Source organism: Deltaproteobacteria bacterium, assembly GCA_016933965.1.
Taxonomy (GTDB): domain Bacteria; phylum Desulfobacterota; class Syntrophia; order Syntrophales; family UBA2210; genus JAFGTS01.
This window is the reverse complement of sequence record JAFGTS010000032.1, coordinates 21,025-38,940: the sequence shown is the minus strand read 5'-3', so window position 1 is coordinate 38,940 and position 17,916 is coordinate 21,025. Positions and strand designations below refer to the sequence as shown.

Annotated in this window: 15 protein-coding genes; all 15 read right to left on the bottom strand. The window is 55.9% G+C overall.

Annotated elements, in window-relative coordinates; translation table 11 throughout:
* Nucleotides 1-6: 6 nt before the first annotated feature.
* The gene (locus tag JXO48_07720; protein MBN2283762.1) at nt 7-1,044 is read right to left on the bottom strand and encodes a hypothetical protein; all 1,038 of its coding nucleotides are present in this window, start codon (nt 1,042-1,044) and stop codon (nt 7-9) included.
* A gap of 436 nt (nt 1,045-1,480) precedes the next feature.
* Nucleotides 1,481-2,776 (bottom strand): sigma-54-dependent Fis family transcriptional regulator, encoded by a 1,296-nt coding sequence (locus tag JXO48_07715; protein ID MBN2283761.1) that lies wholly within the window; start codon nt 2,774-2,776, stop codon nt 1,481-1,483.
* A gap of 305 nt (nt 2,777-3,081) precedes the next feature.
* Nucleotides 3,082-4,716: a mechanosensitive ion channel family protein gene (locus JXO48_07710; protein ID MBN2283760.1), complete on the bottom strand. Its 1,635-nt coding sequence runs from the start codon at nt 4,714-4,716 to the stop codon at nt 3,082-3,084.
* Nucleotides 4,717-4,859: 143 nt separating this feature from the next.
* On the bottom strand, nt 4,860-5,720 hold the full coding sequence (locus JXO48_07705; GenBank protein MBN2283759.1) for an RluA family pseudouridine synthase: 861 nt from the start codon (nt 5,718-5,720) through the stop codon (nt 4,860-4,862).
* Between the two features lie 161 nt (nt 5,721-5,881).
* Nucleotides 5,882-6,532 carry a TIGR02281 family clan AA aspartic protease gene (locus JXO48_07700; protein ID MBN2283758.1) on the bottom strand — a complete coding sequence of 217 codons (651 nt, stop codon included), beginning with the start codon at nt 6,530-6,532 and terminating at the stop codon, nt 5,882-5,884.
* Nucleotides 6,533-6,727: 195 nt separating this feature from the next.
* Complete coding sequence (locus tag JXO48_07695; protein MBN2283757.1) at nt 6,728-8,026, bottom strand: DUF401 family protein; 1,299 nt, start codon at nt 8,024-8,026, stop codon at nt 6,728-6,730.
* 18 nt (nt 8,027-8,044) lie between these two features.
* On the bottom strand, nt 8,045-9,469 hold the full coding sequence (locus JXO48_07690; GenBank protein MBN2283756.1) for a diguanylate cyclase: 1,425 nt from the start codon (nt 9,467-9,469) through the stop codon (nt 8,045-8,047).
* Between the two features lie 164 nt (nt 9,470-9,633).
* Nucleotides 9,634-10,263 carry a LysE family translocator gene (locus JXO48_07685; GenBank protein ID MBN2283755.1) on the bottom strand — a complete coding sequence of 210 codons (630 nt, stop codon included), beginning with the start codon at nt 10,261-10,263 and terminating at the stop codon, nt 9,634-9,636.
* Between the two features lie 52 nt (nt 10,264-10,315).
* Nucleotides 10,316-10,735 carry a prepilin-type N-terminal cleavage/methylation domain-containing protein gene (locus tag JXO48_07680; GenBank protein ID MBN2283754.1) on the bottom strand — a complete coding sequence of 140 codons (420 nt, stop codon included), beginning with the start codon at nt 10,733-10,735 and terminating at the stop codon, nt 10,316-10,318.
* 247 nt (nt 10,736-10,982) lie between these two features.
* On the bottom strand, nt 10,983-12,956 hold the full coding sequence (acs, locus tag JXO48_07675) for an acetate--CoA ligase (protein ID MBN2283753.1): 1,974 nt from the start codon (nt 12,954-12,956) through the stop codon (nt 10,983-10,985).
* A 267-nt stretch (nt 12,957-13,223) separates the two neighbouring features.
* A complete protein-coding gene (locus JXO48_07670; protein MBN2283752.1) occupies nt 13,224-13,817 on the bottom strand; it encodes a flavodoxin family protein in 594 nt (197 codons plus the stop codon).
* A 78-nt stretch (nt 13,818-13,895) separates the two neighbouring features.
* Entirely contained in the window at nt 13,896-14,915 is a 1,020-nt protein-coding gene (locus tag JXO48_07665) for an ATP-binding cassette domain-containing protein (GenBank protein ID MBN2283751.1), read from the bottom strand.
* Nucleotides 14,908-15,900, bottom strand: coding sequence for an ABC transporter ATP-binding protein (locus tag JXO48_07660; GenBank protein MBN2283750.1), 993 nt, complete (start codon nt 15,898-15,900; stop codon nt 14,908-14,910). The genes JXO48_07665 and JXO48_07660 overlap by 8 nt, the downstream gene beginning before the upstream one ends.
* 10 nt (nt 15,901-15,910) lie before the next feature.
* The gene (locus tag JXO48_07655) at nt 15,911-16,831 is read right to left on the bottom strand and encodes an ABC transporter permease (GenBank protein MBN2283749.1); all 921 of its coding nucleotides are present in this window, start codon (nt 16,829-16,831) and stop codon (nt 15,911-15,913) included.
* Nucleotides 16,828-17,802: an ABC transporter permease gene (locus JXO48_07650; protein MBN2283748.1), complete on the bottom strand. Its 975-nt coding sequence runs from the start codon at nt 17,800-17,802 to the stop codon at nt 16,828-16,830. The genes JXO48_07655 and JXO48_07650 overlap by 4 nt, the downstream gene beginning before the upstream one ends.
* Nucleotides 17,803-17,916: the final 114 nt, after the last annotated feature.

The window sequence follows — 17,916 nt, the reverse complement described above, 5'->3', positions numbered from 1 at the left end:
GACAGGTTATACGTCAAATTCGATGATGAACCGTGTCCCCTGCCGCCGTTCGACCCGAAGGGTCCCTCCAAGCTGTTCCGTGAGCATGTCGACGAGCTGCATCCCGAACCCGGTGGAGGCCTTGATATCGAAGTCTTCCGGAATACCCACGCCATCATCGTAAATATCGAGGATCGCATGGCCGTCCCGGAACGAAAAGGTCACGCCTATCAACCCTTCTTCCCTGCCGGCAAAGGCGTGTTTCATCGCGTTCGTGAGCAACTCATTGAGAATGATACCCACAGGGGATAAGGTCTTCGCGTCGAGGACCCGATCATCTATCCGTTTTTCTATTCTGACCGATCTATGGTTGGGGAAATTACCGACGATCTCATCGATCAGGGATGCAATGTATTCCTCCGTCGATATCGCCCTGAAATCAGAAGACCGGTACAACCTGTCATACAAAACCATCATGCTCTGGATACGGCTTCGCGCATCAGCGAGAGAAGAGGCACATGATGGGTCATTCAAAGCATCCGCCTGGAGTGACAGCATGCCCATAACCGTTGACATGTTGTTCTTGATACGATGGTGCACTTCCCTGAGGAGGAGTTCCTTTTCCGAGAGAAGTTTTCGTACTTCCTCCTCGCCACGTTTGCGCTCGATGATGTGCCCCAGCCGCTCGGCGATGGCCTTCAAGAGCTGCCTTTCCTCCTTCAGGAACGGCCCCACGTCACTATCCGGCATCTCTTCAAGGTACGCAACTTCGATCTTCCCCGCAACCGAGCCGTGTACCTTGAGCGGCTCAGACAGTATCCATTCGGATTCCCTGAAGTTATCCGAACGGAACTCGCTTCCATCGACCTTTATCCTGGCACAGGCGATTGCGGGGTATTGCCAGCTTCTCGGCAGGATATTCGCATATTCCTGAAACAGTTCATCCAGGCTGATGTCTTCCCTCGCGACCAGTTCTGACAGATTGTAAAACGCCTGCAACTCTTTTATGCGTTCACGGATCTGGTGCTCAGTATACTCGCGTTCAGAAACGTCCATGGATGTCACGACCAGCCCCCCACTCTTGCCGTCCCCGGTGATCGGTATGCCCGATCACGCCGCCTGAAAACCGCCGGCACCGCGCCGGATCACTTCCGGCGATCCGAAAACAACCGTGCCGGCCTTCGGCAATCCTCAGAACATAGATGATGATATGTGTTTAATTTTGCATAATTGATAAAAGTTATCAAGCAAACGTTTCGGTGGGAAAAAGGCAAAGCGACAAAGGGGCAAAGCGACAGAGCGACAGAGTGAAAATCGTAAAACGCGAGATATCAAGTGTTCCTTTAGTTCCCCCTTTGGCAAAGGGGGATCAAGGGGGATTTTACATACAAAAATCCCTCCCGGCCTCCCTTTACAAAGGGAGGAGAAAAACTTTTAAACCCCGTAAAACCCGCTTCAAAAGGGATACACATCAGGGTAACAGGCTGTTGATGTTGTATGGTCAACCGCCTTTGCTTTTAAAGTCTTCCTTGTGGAGGTCGTATTTTTTCATCAGCTTGAAGAGGTGGCGGGTGGTGATCCCCGCGGCGGCGGCCGTATCTTTTATACTGCCCTTCTTCTCCCTGAGGAGGTCTTTCACGTAGAGCCGCTCAAGCTGCTCTATTCCCGACTGGCGCAACTCGCGCAGGGTCAGTGATGTATCGACCATCACGCCCCCGACACAGAGATCATCCGCAAAGAGTTCCGAGGGGAAGCTCTCAGGTGTCAACACGGATGATTCCTCTATGATATAGGCCCGTTCGATCAGGTTCTGAAGTTCCCTTATGTTGCCCGGCCATGAGTATTTCCGAAATGCCTTGATGACATCGGGATGGACGCCGTATATCTCCTTGGTGGAAAACTTGTTCAGCTTCTTCAGAAAGATATCGATAAAGAGGGGAATGTCCTCGGGACGCTCCCGCAGAGGCGGGATCTCTATGGGGAACACGTTCAGACGATAATACAGGTCCCTTCTGAACTGGCCGACATCGGTCATGTATTTCAGGTCCGTGTTGGTCGCGGCGATGACCCGCACATCGGCCTCGATGACCTCCTCGCCACCGACACGCTGGAACACTTCGTCCTGGAGAACCTGAAGCAGTTTGATCTGGGCCGGCGGTGTTATCGTGGCGATCTCATCAAGAAAGATGGTCCCACCCTTGGCAATCTCGAATTTTCCCATCTGTCGCTTCACGGCACCCGTGAAGGCCCCCTTCTCGTGACCGAAAAGCTCGCTTTCCAGCAGTGTATCCGGAATGGCGCCGCAGTGCAGGCCGATGAACGGCCCCTCACTGCGGTTACTGTGGCTGTGTATCAGGCGGGCAAGGACCCCCTTACCCGTTCCCGTTTCACCACTGAGGAGAACGGTGCTTTTCGTGGAGGATACCATTTTCAGCTTTTCGAAGACCTTCTTCATGAGGGGGCTCCGGGTCTGAGCCGCTTCGAGTGAATCTTTCTCCCAGAACTTGTCGCGCAGGTATTCGAATTCCGACTGCATGACGACCGATTCATAGATGCTGTCGGTGACGAACTTCACTTCATCGGGATTCAGGGGATAGGTCAGATAGTTGCTGGCGCCGGCCTTGACGGCCATGACGGCCTCCCTGATCATTTCCTGGGGGGCCATGACGATGATCTCCACGCCTGAAGAAGCGAGCCAGAAGGGCTGGAGGACTGTCTTGTATCCATTTCCCGCCAGTTTTTCTCGAAGGATCTCAATGTCCGCAAAGACAAAATCGTAGTGCTTCCTGCGGAGCATCTCAAGGGCCGATGCCACGGTATCAGTTTCATCGATGGACCTGCCACCCCGGAAACAGGGGGAGAGCTTCCGCGCGTCGTCATGGTTGCGGGTCAGCACGAGAACGGCCCTCCCGCCCCTTTTTGAACCCGCAAGTGTTGTATCCACCTCTGTTTTCACGTTCTCATTCCGTGATGGGTTTCGCCGCCGGCATTGCTTCCCGTAACGGCTTCGTATTGTTTGTTTCTTTATGCTCCTTTCACACTCTATTCAAGATATTTTTTCAAGAGGTGATGCCGCAACGGTCCGACATCTTCCGGTTTTTTTCAATTCGTCCGCGTCCCCTCCGGCAGTACCCCCGGTGACCCGGCAAGGGTAAACGTGAGCGGCCTCCGCTCATCATGGGCCAGGTAGGTGGTGGTGGTCGGGAAAGCGAATTCGATCCCCTCCTCATTGAAGGCCCGGAGCACCTCGAAGTTTATCTTTTCGTTGAACACCATCGATTCCCAGTAATTATTGATACGATACCAGTACACGACAAGAATGTTCAGCGACGCGTCATTAAAATTGTTGAAATGGACCCGGGGCGGATAGGCCGGATCCAGTTCGGGCCGACTTGAAAGGATATCCTTGACGATAGCCACGGCCCGTTCCACCTTCTTCGGGGGTGTGTCATAGGTAATGGTCAGGTTCATCCAGCGCCTGATGTACGGCCGCCGCTGCACGTTTTCAATACTCATGGAAGCCATTTTCTCATTCGGTATCGAGATAAGGTTCCCCCAGAAACTCCTGAGGCGGGTGCACCGGAAGCCGATCTCCTCGACGATGGCATCGGTCCCTTCAACCTTGACCCAATCCCCCACGGCAAATGGTTTGTCTATCATGAGCATGAAGCTGCCGAAAAGATTTTTCAGCGTATCCTGGGCGGCCAGGGCCACCGCGAGGCCGCCGATACCGAGACCGGCCAGGAGCGTGGTCATGGGTTTTCCCGTTACGGTCTTCATGAGAAAGACAACACCGAAAACAACGATAAGGACCTTGGCAGCGATACGGACGAACTGCACCAGGTTCATATCGTAATCGTTATCCTCGCGTTTCACGAACCGGATCAGTTCATAATCAACGAGATCGAGCAATTTGTAAAGGAAGACGACAACCACCAGCACTCCCAGGCTCTCCGCCAGTATTTCCGCAATACGCTCCGCGCCGGGAGACAGAACGAGAATTTCCTGGACGGCGAAGATGATGATCATCGCCAGGAGCAGCCGGACCGGCCACAGGGAAGCCTGCATGACGAGACGCAACCGCGCCCGCTCCGTGGAATCTTTGAGAGCCGTCGTGACGGTCTGCAGAAAAGAATTAAAGAACCGCCCTCCCAGGAAAAGGATCAGGACGACGAACATCAGAGAAAGGTACCGCCAGGCCGATGATTCGACAAGCCAGGCGGGAAGGATCGACTTCTGTGTATAGATAAAGGCGGCGGCCGTGAGAAGGACACCGGCTATCCTGAGAATTCCCTTGAGACCCTTCAGTATGTCCTCAGTAAATTTCCGGCGATAGCGTCCGGGAAGTATGATCGACACGAGGTCAAGCAGCCTGATACATTGAAACAGAAAGATCATCAGCGCAAGGGCCAGAAGAAAGGCTTCAAGGCCGTGTAGAAGCGCGAGCAACCGCTCCGGCAGGAAAAGGGGCACTTCGGAAAGGCGTAACAGGACCGCTGCGGCGGCTACGCGCGCAGCGGGAAGGAAGCCCGACAGGTGCGGCAGCCATTTCCGGTACTGCTTTTTATCCATAACGTCCTCGACCCACCGGTTCGCTCGCCGCCACAGGACCTCGAGCAGGGAAAATCCTCCAACGATAATGACAAGTGACGCGACAAATCTCCACACCTCATTGCCCGCTATCGCACCCGCAATGAGCGCGTTCAACTGACCCATCAGTGATCGAAAACCCTCCATGTCTCCTCTCCTTCCTGTCTATGTTTGAAAACGTTATAACTTTTCAGCTCACCTCCGAAAAGGTACTGTATTTTTCGGGATCCAGGGGGCCCGGGCTCAAGAATTCGAGTGAAAAACCGGGAATGATGTTTTGTATCGTTCTCTCACAGAGACCCGCATATATCGGGGTACCGATCCACGCAGAAAGAACGGCGACCCCCGCCGAAAGGGCACTCGAACACAAGTTCCCGGGCACACAGCATCATCCCCTCCCGGTTCTTGTTCCCTCTGCCGTACCGTGGGTCCCCGACCAGGGGGAAACCCGCAGCGGCGAAATGGCGGCGTATCTGGTGCGTTCGCCCCGTCCCGAGCGTGATATCGACGAGGGACGAATCCGTTTCGATCCGGTACTCCCTGAATGTAAATTCCGTGCGGGCCTCCCTGCCCTGTACCGGCCCCTCCATGGCACCCGATCTTTTCCAGTTCGCAAGGTTTCCGGAGACCTCGGCACGGTATCGCTTGATGACCAGGCCTTCACGAAACAGGCGGGAAAGCTTCGCCGCCGCCGCCCGGGTGTGAGCTGTCAGAACAAGGCCCGCCGTTTCCCGGTCAAGACGGTGAACGGGGAACACGCCACGCTCACCACCGAAGAAGAGCTCCGCCTGGCGAAGAAGCGAGCAATGGTCTCCGAACTTCGTCCCCTGCGCCATCAACCCTGAAGGTTTGTACCACAGGCTGTAGTTCTCAAAATCCTCCAGGCACAGGCCGCGCGGCGGTTCACGGGCCAGCAGGGCTTCATCGTAATAGAACTCCACGATATCGCCCTTTTTGAGCACCGTCGTGGCCCGCCGCAGCCGCCTTCCCGGTGAGCCTTTCCTGCGGACCCACAGGGCGCCCTTGCTCATGGCGTCCTTGACGCGGCCTTTCGGAAGCCCCGTTTCACGTGCCACGAATTCACAGGCCCGCGGGGATGAACCGTCAACCACGGTCCATGACAATGTCATTCTTTTATTTCTGCCGTTCATCACCCGTCCTTCCGCCCGGGTGATCCCCTCCCGGTTCACCGGTCGTTTCGGAATAACTCATAACATCATGTCTATCGCATGGAGAAAATGAACAGGGCACTTGAAAAAATCTTCGGGGTGCCCGGCGGGCGTTTTGCCGGGGCGGACCGGGAAAAGGGAAATTACCGTTCTTTTAATACGATCGTTTTTTTCTCATGATCGATGGTCATGTGAAAATCACGGAGAAAGCTCAGTCCCAAAAGACCGTCACAGTTCTCATACATGACGCTGTCCGGCGTCACCGCTGTCGGTACATTTTCCTTAAAAACCGTACCGACCTGTATTTTTCTGATTATTGACGGGTCCGCTTCAATAAGGCCGTTTGCTGTTATAAGCTTCACTTTCGGCGCACCTCGAAGTTTCTTCTGTCCCAACCGTCGAAAGAGATTTTCCGAAATTACCACCAGACTCGCACCAGTATCGAGTACCAGCGTTGCCTTCACGGAATCGTTAAAAAGGACATCTACCAGATATCCCTGATTCGTGGCTGTAAGAGGTATTGTGATTCCCCCTTCATCGGACACCGAATCGGAAGCACCACGGTTTCTGCTCATGGGCACACGGATGACTTCCACAGAATTTTTTGCACTCTCCGATTTACGGGGAGGACTGTCAGAAAGGTGGATAACACCATCATCATCGATCCATTTGTAGACCTTCTCAGCACCTGCCGGTGAACATATCACAGCGAGAGCCGCCACAACGAAGATGATCATCGTGATGACGACATGGGCCCGATGTCCGTGCATGAAATATCCCCTGTTTTTTTCCATAGATCACCCCTCCATCCCCTGCTGCAGCGGCTGCTGCATCGGGATGAAGCATAACGAAACATATGGACCTTTTACGAAGGTGTTATCTTTTATACACGAAAAAAGCCCATCCCGGCAACTGCTATATGTCATCGCTCTGTTCAGCGGTCCCTTCGCCGGCAACCTGCTTTCAGAGCGTTCGAACATTCACTTTCCTTACAGTGAGTCGAACAACCGTCGTAAAATAAAGAAGTAGGACAGGCAGACAAGGAAAAAACACAGGCAGGGCAGAACCATATGCCGGTATACGGCTGTGATCCCCGTTTTAAAATACTGATTGGAGAGCATGAAACAGAGATGCAGGGGGGTGAGCATGACCCCCAGGAACCCGCATCCCATGGCAAGCATGATGTAGGGCATCAGCGACGACGTCCCGTCGAAGGACACCACGAGAGATATTATGATGGGAAAGGTACTTCCCACAAAAGCAACGGTAATTCCCACGACGGCCCCCACGAAAAAAGGAAGGAGCACCACAACGGCGGTGAGGGGGACATGGAGCCTGGCGATCTCGTCATTGATCAACGTAATCGCTTGACTTCCTTCAAGAATTCCCTTGAATGCGAAAATGGCCAACACCATGTACAACATGCTTAGGATGTGAGGGTCGGTGAGCACCCTTCTGATCTTCACCGGGCCCAGCCGGTTATCGTACCAGACCCAGACAATGGCAATGCACAGAGCGATGATCAACCCCGATTCCTTGGCAACATTGCTCTCCGGAAAAAAGTGAGAGAATACCATTCCCAGGCCAAGTCCGCCGGCGATCACCAGCGCGATCGGCGACAGTTCCCGAAGAAACGGGACCAGGGACGGGCGCCGTCCCGCCTGACCCTCACCGGCAGGCAGGTGCAGATTCCTGAGGGGCAGATATCCAAATGCAAAGGCCGCCAGGGTAAGAGGGATCATGGAAACCGCGAAAGTCCAGAGATCGATGCCTGAAAGACTGGTGGCCAGTAGCACGCCGGGATACAAAGGCCACCAGTATTCCCAGATATGGCGAAACCAGTAATTGATGTAACTCAGATGGTCAGGACCCAACCCGGTCCGCCCGCCCAGTTCCTTCACCATGGGGGCCGAAAAAACGGCCCCGCCCGGCATTGGAAGGAGACCGATCAATGCGGGAAAGATGACAAGAGTGATCCTTGGTTTCGATATCAGGCCCCGGAAACGGGAGAGAAGCCGGTTCATCTGCCCTGCGAGCTCCATGCTGCTGCTGAGGACAAGGATAAGGGAGACGACAATGGCCAGGAAAAGTGTTTTGGGATAGATGACAGACCGCAACAGGGTCCCGGCCATGGAGCGGGCGTCCAGTCCGAAGAGGACCCCCAGGCAGAGGGCACCGAGGAGAAAAGCGTTGCCGAGGGATAATCTTCCCCGGATGGCGGCCAGGATGACGAAAAAAGCGATGACGACCCGTATGATCGCCGGAATATGTTGAACCATTTCCGTCATCGGTGGTCGAACCGTCCTCTATTCCTGAGATTCCGCCCGGTTGCGACCGCGCGTTTTTGCATTGTACAGGGCGATATCAGCGGCTTTTATACAATCGTCGATACTTTGACCTGCCTGGTACTGAGCCGCTCCGATACTGATCGTCGCGGTGACGATCTTTCCGCTCGCGAGGTACGTTTCATCCGCCACCCGCCCACGGATCTTTTCCGCGACGATCATGCCGCCCGAGAGGTCCGTATCGGGCAGCAGGAGGAGGAACTCCTCCCCACCCCACCGCGATACCGTATCCTGGCCGCGGATAATGTTTCTCAGCCGTCTCGCCGTTTCGATGAGCACCTCGTCGCCCACATCGTGTCCCTTCATGTCATTGATATCCTTGAAATGGTCCAGATCGGCCAGGAGGATCGCAAAGGGGGCACCGATTCGCTTGTTACGCGCCATTTCATGCCGCAGATATCCTGTCATGGCCCGGCGATTGAGCAACCCTGTCAGGGGATCGGTCATAGCAGCCTGTTCAAGCGCCTTTTCAGCGCGGATGCGATCTGTCACCTCCTGGCTCAGTTGTTCATTCACTTCCTTCAGGTCCCTGGTCCGCTGCTCAACGCGGATCTCAAGCTCGTCACGGGCACGCTCGAGGGCATCATAGGCATGCTGCTTTTTCAATTCCGAATCCGACAGGTTCTGCGACATGCCGTTGAATGCGTCTATGAGATCGTTCAGTTCATCATTCGTTCGCACATCGATCTGCTGGTCCAGACGGCCGTCGGCAATGGCCCGGCAGCGTGAGATGAGCATACTGATGGGAACGGTCAGGCGGGACGCCAGAAGCGTGCTGAATATCATCGCCAGCAGAACGGAACAGGCCAGTGAGACAATGCCCGATATCCGCAGGGCCTGAAATTTTTTCTGCACCTCCGTGGCCCGCATGTCGATTCCCACGAGGTACTCGCCCATGCCGTTCTTGATGGGAGCGTATCCTGAAAGAAAGGAGCCCCATTCATCACTGTATATCCGGTCGTCCACGGAAATGCCTGTAAAGCCCGCCATGAGTGTGGGAACGGTTTCCTCATATTCCCTGCCAGGCAGCGCCTGAGCTTCCGTCTCATCGGAATCAACGACGAAGTATACCTTTTCGCCGACCCGGTGCATGATATAGAGATAGGCGATGTCCTGGTTCATGCGGCGGTACATGCGCAGTTCGGAGAGTGTCTTCAGGTAGGCGGGGTCTGATGTATCCGATTCATCATCGATACCGTGAAGCTCGGCGGCGTCTATGGTCCTGCTGATCAGGGCGGCGCTGTACCGCAGCCGGTCCTGGAGACTTTCCATGAGGCTCGTGACAGAACTGAAATAGAAGTAAGTGCCGATGCTTCCCGATACCAGTATAATGGCCAGGAAATGGCTGAAGAACAGCTTTTTTCTGATCGTCCACTGAAATTTCATAGTAACCCCGTCCTTGGCATGCTGGAACACCCCCCCGGGTCACCGGCATGGTCCCCCGCACACGCCGCAGCCACAGAACCACCCCCTGGCGGCCCTCGCCCCAGTGAAACAACAATGCATGTGGAACCATACTGAGAACCGCGAATAAGTCAAGCAATTTCCCCTTACAGGAAGGTCCCTCCGGAACCGAGATACCGCCAGGCCTCTTTCAGCAGAAAGACGGCGAAGAGCACAAGCGCCCCGGAAAGGACGCGCAGTATATACCGATATCCACGTCCCGTAAGCACGGTCCGGTATCGCCCACCCACGAGGGCGAGAAGAACTTTTGAACCCACAAGGCCGATATAGAAAAAAATAAGGAACAGAACAGCCACCGCCGAGCTCTTCCCGGCAAACCGAATGATCAGCGGCGCCCCGACGGTCGCCCAGAAGAGATAGGGGTGAGGGTTCAGGAAGTTGATGAGAACGGCCTTTCGGAGCGACCGGGGATATTCAGCGAGCAGTCCCTCACTCTGAACCGGTACCCGCGCACAGTCATAGGCCAGATAGATCAGGTAGAGCCCGCCCGCAAGGGAAACGATGCCGAAGAGCGGGCCGAAACGGGCCACATGTTTCATGAGAACAAGAGAAAGTATAATTATGGGAACATCGGTGACAAGCGGGGCCAAAGAACTCTTGATTCCCTCGATCGGACCATGCTTTATCGTCTGGGCAAGCACGAAGGCGAGAAGCGGTCCCGGCGCCAGCCCCGCCGGGAGTCCCAATACAAACCCGGCCAGAATGGCTTCCATCATCGGTCAATTTCCCTCGCCCGCAGAACATGGCCGCCGTAATGGGCCAGCTTTTCTATCTCGTAACGGACAGATCGATCGTCGGAGGGGTCCCGGCGGTCAGGGTGAAGGTGGCCGAATCGAAATTCTTGCCGTCATAATTGATCTGGGTATTACTCGCAAAGTTCCAGGTTCCCGCAAAATCCTGATAGGCATCGGTCACGTCAAGGGTCGACGTAAATCCCAGAACGGAAAAGGCGCCGATCGTTTGTGCCACTCCGTTGTTTACAATCATGGATTTCGCGTAGGCCGTGACGGCCCGGCTCTTCATATCGTTCAACGCGATATGGAGGCTCTTGATTTCCGCCTCTGCCTGCATGTCGAAGTATTTGGGAATGGCTGTCGCTGCAAGGATACCCAGAATGATAAGGACCGCGATGATCTCTATGAGCGTGAAACCCTTTTCGTTTTTCATCGTTTGTTTCTCCTTTTTCATATTCAACATTTCGTGGTTCAGGTCTTTTGCAAGACATGCAAGATACTAAAAGCTCCAAAGGAAGACATGAAAGCGGAGAGCGACCTGAGAAGTTGTTTTTTTTTACCATTCCAGCAAGTGATAATCAAGAAAAATCAAGTTGATGTGAATGTACCAAAGACACCGGCATGTGCAGTCATCGGAAACAAAGGGGCCCGGAAGAATGCTCTCCCGGGCCCTTTTTTATAGATCGGTCGTGATGTTTCGATCAGCCGAGCTTTTTGCGTGCTTCTACGAGCTCACCCACAACACCCGGTTCGGCAAGCGTCGAGGTATCGCCGAATTCCGTAAAATCTTTGGCGGCGACCTTTCGCAGGATCCGTCGCATAATCTTGCCGCTCCGTGTCTTGGGAAGCCCGTCGGCCCACTGGATGAAGTCGGGCGAGGCAATGGGACCGATCTCAGCCCTTACATGCTGTACGAGGGCTTTCCGGAGCTCATCGGTCTTCTCCACGTCATTTTTCAACGTCACATAGGCAAAGATGCCCTGCCCCTTCAGATCATGGGGGAATCCCACGACGGCGGCCTCCGCCACATCGGGATAGGCGGCAAGGGCCGCTTCGATCTCGGCGGTGCCCATGCGATGACCCGACACATTGATAACGTCATCCACCCGGCCGGTGATCTGGATATCGCCGTCCTCATCGCGTTCCGCGCCGTCACCGGTGAAATAATAGCCGTTTGCCTGGACGAAATAATTTTCCCTGAACTTCTCCGGGTCTCCCCAGACGCCACGGAGCATGCCGGGCCAGGCGGTCTTGATGCACAGCGAGCCCCTGGCCGGCCCTTCGATCTCCTTGCCCTCATCATCAAGCAGGACGGGGACGACACCGAAGAAGGGAACCATTGCCTTGGCCGGTTTGATATCAATGGCGCCCGGGAGAGGAAGGATCATGTGCCCGCCTGTCTCCGACTGCCACCAGGTATCGACGATCGTGCAGCGGCCCGCGCCGATCTTATTGTAGTACCAGAGCCATGCTTCGGGGTTCAGCGGTTCCCCGACGGAACCGAGCACCCGCAGCGATGAAATGTCATGCTTGTCGACCCACGCGTCGCCTTCCTTCGCAATGGCGCGGATCGCCGTCGGCGCCGTATAGAAGATATTGACATTGTATTTTTCCACGATCGCCCAGAAACGGTCGTAGGCGGGGTAACTGGGGACACCTTCGAAGATGATGCTCGTCGAACCGTTGCACAGCGGCCCGTAGACACAGTAGGTGTGGCCGGTAACCCACCCGATATCGGCGGTGCACCAGAAGATATCCTCATCATGCACGTCAAAGGCAAGCTGATGGGTAATAGCGGCGTACAGGAGATACCCTCCCGTGGTATGCACGACGCCCTTGGGTTTCCCTGTCGATCCCGACGTGTAAAGAACAAAGAGGGGGTCCTCCGCGTCCATCTCCTCGGGCTCGCAATAGAGGGGTGCGTCGGCCATCAGTTCCTCGTACCAGAGGTCCATCCCCTCCTTCATGGGAACTTCGATACCGGTTCTCTTGACGACGATCTGTTTTTCGATCGACGGGCACTGGGCGACAGCCTTGTCAGCGTTCGATTTCTGGGGGACCGCCTTCGCGCCGCGAAATGTTCCGTCACAGGTTATGAGAAGCTTCGCGCCGCAGTCGTTGATACGGTCCCGAAGGGCCTCCGCCGAAAAGCCGCCGAACACGATGGAGTGAACCGCTCCCACGCGGGTGCAGGCCATCATGGTGATCACCAGTTCCGGGATCATGGGAAGATAGATGGATACCCGGTCCCCCTTTCCGATTCCCAGTTTCTTCAATACATTGGCGAACTTGTTCACTTCACGGTACATGTCGAAATAGGTAAAGGTCTTCCAGTCGTTGGGGTCGTTTCCCTCAAAAATGATGGCTGCCTTGTTCTTTTTCGTCGCCAGGTGCCGGTCAAGGCAGTTGTAACTCACATTCAGTTTTCCACCCTCAAACCACTTCACATGGAGCTCGTCCTTGTCAAAGGACCAGTCGCTCACCCGGTTCTGATCAAAGGGTTTCATCCAGCTCAACCGTTTCTCGGCTTCGCGGGCCCAGAAAACATCGGGGGTTTCCACCGATTCACGGTACATTTTTTCATATTCTTCCCTGCTTTTTATGTAGGATTTTCCCCTGACGTGATCGGGTACGGGAAACACCTTTTCATAGAATTCCTGTTCACTCACGGCCATTGTTCACATTCCTCCTTGACGCTCGCTTTCTGAGGGCCCCTGCTCGATTCCTGTTTTCCGGGCCACGCATCTTGTGCGTGACCCGGCAAACAGTCATGAAGGTGCCAAGACAGAAAAGAAGAGATATTTGACGACGCGCGCAGGCGCATCGCATGCAGTGTTTTTTCTACATGGCCCCGGTCCGGATTTCATATCAGGGAATCCCTGATTCGACCGGTGGAAATACCTGAAAAGTCGGTGGGTGAAATGATGAGGCAGGAGATGCTGTTACATCAGTGATGAAGCGAGAGCCCTTCCCAGTTCTTCCGCACGGTCCATGACGTCCCCCGATTCCGCCACTTTCCCGGCGTGAAAATAACCGTACACGGGCAATTCCCGTATTACCGCGTAACCTAACGCCTCCAGGGGCATGCGCAGCATTTCGACGGCGTATCCCATATCCCGGGGGTCTGTCTGTTCACCGACGACCGCGATGACAGCCGTCCGTCCCTGGCCGGCGAGGCGGCTGGAGTATTGACGCGGGTGGTCGTCCGTGAAGTCATAGAAACAATAGAGACGGTCTATAAAGGCCTTCATCAGGGCCGTAACGTTGTAATTATAACAGGGCGAGACCAGCACCAGGCCGCGGGAAGAAATGATGTCCTGATAGAACGGCGTCAGTTCGTCGGTGATGCCGGTACAGATCTTGTCCTTCCGGCAGCGCTCACATCCGATGCAGGATGAGAACGCCACATCGCGGAGCAGGATCGTTTTCGTGTCCATTCCCGCGGCTTCCGCGCCCGAGAGGATACGCTTCAGCAGGATATCCGTGTTGCCGCCCCGCCGGGGGCTTCCACCGACACCCAGGATCTTCGTTCTCATGAGCTCATTCCTTTAACGTGTACCGTCATATCGTTATGCCATTGAGAATCCCCGTTCCATGACAGGGAACATGCATGCTCACAGCCGCCCCTCCTCCACACCGTGGCAGGCGATGAAGGTCCCCGAGGGAAGCGGGATCAGCGGAGGGATCTCACGGACGCATCGCTCGTTCGCGAAGGCACACCGGCTGTGAAAAACACATCCCGATGGAAGATCTATCGGTGTCGGGACCTCTCCCTTGAGCTTGATATGCTTTTCCCGCCGCTTCCGGATATCCGGGATGGCGCTCAGAAGTGCCCTGGTATAGGGATGGCGCGGGCTGTGAAAGAGCTCGGCCGTTCTCGCCAGCTCGCAGACCCGCCCCAGGTACATGACAGCCACCCGGCTGCTGATGTGGCGGACCACGGAAAGGTCGTGGGTGATGAACATGTAGGTCAGCCCCCGCTTCTCCTGGGCGTCCATGAGAAGGTTCAGTATCTGTGCCTGGATCGAGACATCGAGGGCGGAGACAGGTTCATCGGCAACGATGAATTCGGGGTCCACCATGAGCGCCCGGGCGATGCTGATCCGCTGCCGCTGCCCGCCGGAAAATTCGTGGGGATACCGGTCGACCCACTTGGGATCGACCCCGACCTGCTCCATGACCGTCACGACCCGCTCGCGCACTTCACTCTCCGTGATGGACCGGAAGTGAAATTTGACCGGCTCGTTGAGCGCCTGCTGGACCGTCATCCGGGGGTTCAGCGACGCGTAAGGGTCTTGAAAGATCATCTGCATCCTGGCCCGGTAGGGCAGCATTTTCTCCGGTGTCAGATTATCGATCCGCCGGTCCCGGTAGTAGATGCGGCCGCTGTCCGGGGGGTACAGGTTGAGAACGGCCCTGGCGAGGGTTGATTTGCCGCACCCGCTCTCACCGACAACGCTGAGCGTTTCCCCGGGATAGATGGTGAAGCTCACGCCGTTGACGGCCTGCACGATGGTACGCCTCCGGACGATACGCAACCCTTCATGGGACAACTGCTCCAGGTATCCGCCGGAGATATCGAAATGCTTGACAAGGTTCTCCACCTTCAGAAGTCCCGCCGCGGCATCAGGCATGGCGCCCTCCTTTCCGGGTCACCACATGACAGGCCACAAGGTGGCCCGGATCGTCGACGGCGGCCAGCCGGGGTAATTCGCTGCGGCAGACAGGCTCGCTGATGGTGCACCGGGGATGAAAAGAACATCCCGGCGGAATATCCATCAGCGTGGGCATGACCCCCGGTATCTGGTTCAGGCGCCCGCCGGGCGTATCCTGGTCGGGCAGGGCCTTGATCAGGCCCTTCGTATAGGGGTGGCGGGGGTTCTCGATGATGCGTTCCGTGGAGCCCATTTCCACGATATCCCCGGCATACATGACGACGATCTTTTCCGTCACCTGCGAAACGACGCCCAGGTCGTGGGTGATCAGGATGAGCCCCGTTCTCTCGGACTCGCACAATTCCAGGAGGAGGTCCATGATCTCGGCCTGGATGGTCACGTCCAGGGCGGTGGTCGGTTCGTCGGCGATGATCAGCGCGGGATCGGTGATGAGGGCGATGGCGATGACGATCCGCTGTCGCATGCCGCCGGAGAACTCATGGGGATACTGCTTCAGACGCTTCTCCGGAGACGGGATGTGCACCCGGCGCAGCCGGTCCAAAGCGACCGCTTCCGCCTCCCGCCGCGAGATGTCCCGGTGGGCCTGGAGGGTTTCCACCATCTGGGTCCCGATCGTAAGAACGGGATTGAGCGTCATCATGGGATCCTGGAATATCATGCTAATCCCGTTGCCCCGGACCTGCCGCATCTCCTCGTCGCTGAGCGTCGCCAGGTCGCGGCCGTCAAAGAAGATGTGGCCGTTTGAAATAAATCCCGGTTTGCTGATGAGCTTTAAGATGGCAAAGCCGGTCACGGACTTGCCCGCACCACTTTCACCCACCAGGCCGACCCGCTCACCGCGGTCCACGGTAAAGCTGACACGATTGATCGCGATCAGGCTGCCCGTTCTCAGGGCGAAGGTCACCTCGAGGTCTCTGACATCCAGTAAGTGGTGCGTGCTCACGGTTCCACCGTTATCCCTTGTATAATTTCGGGTTCATCACATCCCGCAGCCAGTCGCCCAGGAGATTGACGACCAGGATAAAAACGACAAGCAGGATCCCCGGGAAAAAGGTTATCCACCAGGAACCACTGAATATGTACTCAAAACCGGAATTGATGAGCGACCCCAGCGAGGGCTTCGTAATAGGCATGCCCAGCCCGAGAAAAGAGAGGGCCGCCTCGCTCATCACGGCATTCGCCACCTGTATGGTCGAAATGACCAGGACCGGTGACAGGGTGTTGGGGAGGATGTGCCGCCACCTGATCCGGCGGGCGCTCAGTCCGATGACGCGTGCCGCCTCGACATACTCCTTTGACTTTTCGCCCAGCACGGAGGCACGGACCGTCCGGGCGTACTGGGGCCATTCGGCAAGCCCGATGATGATGATGAGAAGCGGCAACGCCAGGTCCTCATAACGCCCAACGCCGAAGGCGACCTGGAAAATGGCGCTGATAATAATGGCCACCATCATGGTGGAGAAGGAAAGCTGGACGTCGGCAAGGCGCATGAGAAAGGCATCCGTCTTGCCGCCCAGGTATCCCGATATCAGGCCGACGACGATACCGATGAACGCCTGGAGCACGACGGCCCCGCAGCCGATGAACACGGAAAGGCGCATCCCGTACAGCATGGTGCTGAGGAGGTCACGCCCCTGGATGTCCGTCCCCAGCGGAAACCGTTCCTGGCCGCCCTCCATCCAGGAAGGCGGTATCTCGGCATCCATCACATCAATGGAAGAGGTGTCATAGGGATTGGAGGGAGCGATCAGGGGCGCCGCGAGACTGAGGACGACCAGGGTCATGAGGATGCCGAAACTGACCATGGCCACCCGGTCGCGCTTGAAGCTGTATAGAAAATATGATTTTCTGAAGCGCTCCCAGTGTTTCTTCATTTCTTCCCCGTGATCCTGACCGTGGGATTCACCAGGCCGTAAATGATATCGACGATGGTGTTGACGACCACAAAGAGCGCCCCCACCGCTATCATGTAGGCCACGAGCAACGACGTATCCGAACGCTCGACCGCCTCGAGGAACATGAACCCCATTCCCTGCCACTGGAAGACGGTCTCCGTCAGGATCGTATAGGCGATCAGTATGCCGAGCTGCACGCCGCCGACGGTGATGACCGGGAGGAGTGTGTTCTTGAAGGCGTGAAGAAACCATATCCGCCATTTCGACAGGCCTTTTGCCCAGCCGTATTTGATGTATTCCGTTTCCAGCACCTCCATCATCTCGGCCCTGATCAGCCGTATGAACAGGGGAAGCATGATCGAGGACAGGGCAATGCTCGGGAGGAGCAGATGTTTCAACCCGTTCAGGGTCAGAAGACCGCTATCCCAGCCGTGTATGTTGACCGTTTCCCCCCGGCCGTAAGAAGGGAGCCACTGCAGTTCCACGGAGAAAATATAAATGAGAAGGATGGCCGTCAGGAACACGGGGATGGAGACACCGACGATGCTCATCCCCATGGTCAGTCGTGAAAACCAGTTGCGCGGGCGGATCGCCGCGTAGATACCGATGGGAATGGAAATGAATATGATGATGAGACTGCTCGCGAAGACCAGCTCGAGGGTCGCCGGGGCCTTTGCCAGTATCACCTCAAGGGTCGGTTTTTTGAAAAAGAATGAATGGCCCAGGTCCCCCCTGAGGACATTCTTCACAAAACGTACATATTGTACGAGGAAGGGATCGTTCAGGCCGAGTTTGTCACGCAGGGCTTCCCGTTCCGCCACGGAAACGGATATGCCCACAATGTCCCTGACGGGGTCGCCGATCTGATGCTTTACGGCGAAGCCGATCAAGCTGATGACGAGCATGACGACGACCGCCTGTGTGACACGACGAACAATAAAGGCGAACATGTTTCGGGAGACATTCCTTCAACAAAATAGGGGGGGCAGTGCTGCCACCGCCGGCAACAGGCGCTGCCCCCCGAAGCGTTTCATTATATAAGGAACCTTATAAAATGCCGTTCC

Coding starts and splice junctions, on each gene's coding strand:
- JXO48_07680 (MBN2283754.1), bottom strand. CDS start 10,735: ATGAAAAAGGAGAAACAAACGATGAAAAACGAAAAGGGTTTCACGCTC.
- JXO48_07695 (MBN2283757.1), bottom strand. CDS start 8,026: ATGACGGAAATGGTTCAACATATTCCGGCGATCATACGGGTCGTCATC.
- acs (MBN2283753.1), bottom strand. CDS start 12,956: ATGGCCGTGAGTGAACAGGAATTCTATGAAAAGGTGTTTCCCGTACCC.
- JXO48_07690 (MBN2283756.1), bottom strand. CDS start 9,469: ATGAAATTTCAGTGGACGATCAGAAAAAAGCTGTTCTTCAGCCATTTC.
- JXO48_07715 (MBN2283761.1), bottom strand. CDS start 2,776: ATGCTCCGCAGGAAGCACTACGATTTTGTCTTTGCGGACATTGAGATC.
- JXO48_07650 (MBN2283748.1), bottom strand. CDS start 17,802: ATGTTCGCCTTTATTGTTCGTCGTGTCACACAGGCGGTCGTCGTCATG.
- JXO48_07655 (MBN2283749.1), bottom strand. CDS start 16,831: ATGAAGAAACACTGGGAGCGCTTCAGAAAATCATATTTTCTATACAGC.
- JXO48_07700 (MBN2283758.1), bottom strand. CDS start 6,532: ATGGAAAAAAACAGGGGATATTTCATGCACGGACATCGGGCCCATGTC.
- JXO48_07665 (MBN2283751.1), bottom strand. CDS start 14,915: ATGCCTGATGCCGCGGCGGGACTTCTGAAGGTGGAGAACCTTGTCAAG.
- JXO48_07670 (MBN2283752.1), bottom strand. CDS start 13,817: ATGAGAACGAAGATCCTGGGTGTCGGTGGAAGCCCCCGGCGGGGCGGC.
- JXO48_07685 (MBN2283755.1), bottom strand. CDS start 10,263: ATGATGGAAGCCATTCTGGCCGGGTTTGTATTGGGACTCCCGGCGGGG.
- JXO48_07710 (MBN2283760.1), bottom strand. CDS start 4,716: ATGGAGGGTTTTCGATCACTGATGGGTCAGTTGAACGCGCTCATTGCG.
- JXO48_07705 (MBN2283759.1), bottom strand. CDS start 5,720: ATGAACGGCAGAAATAAAAGAATGACATTGTCATGGACCGTGGTTGAC.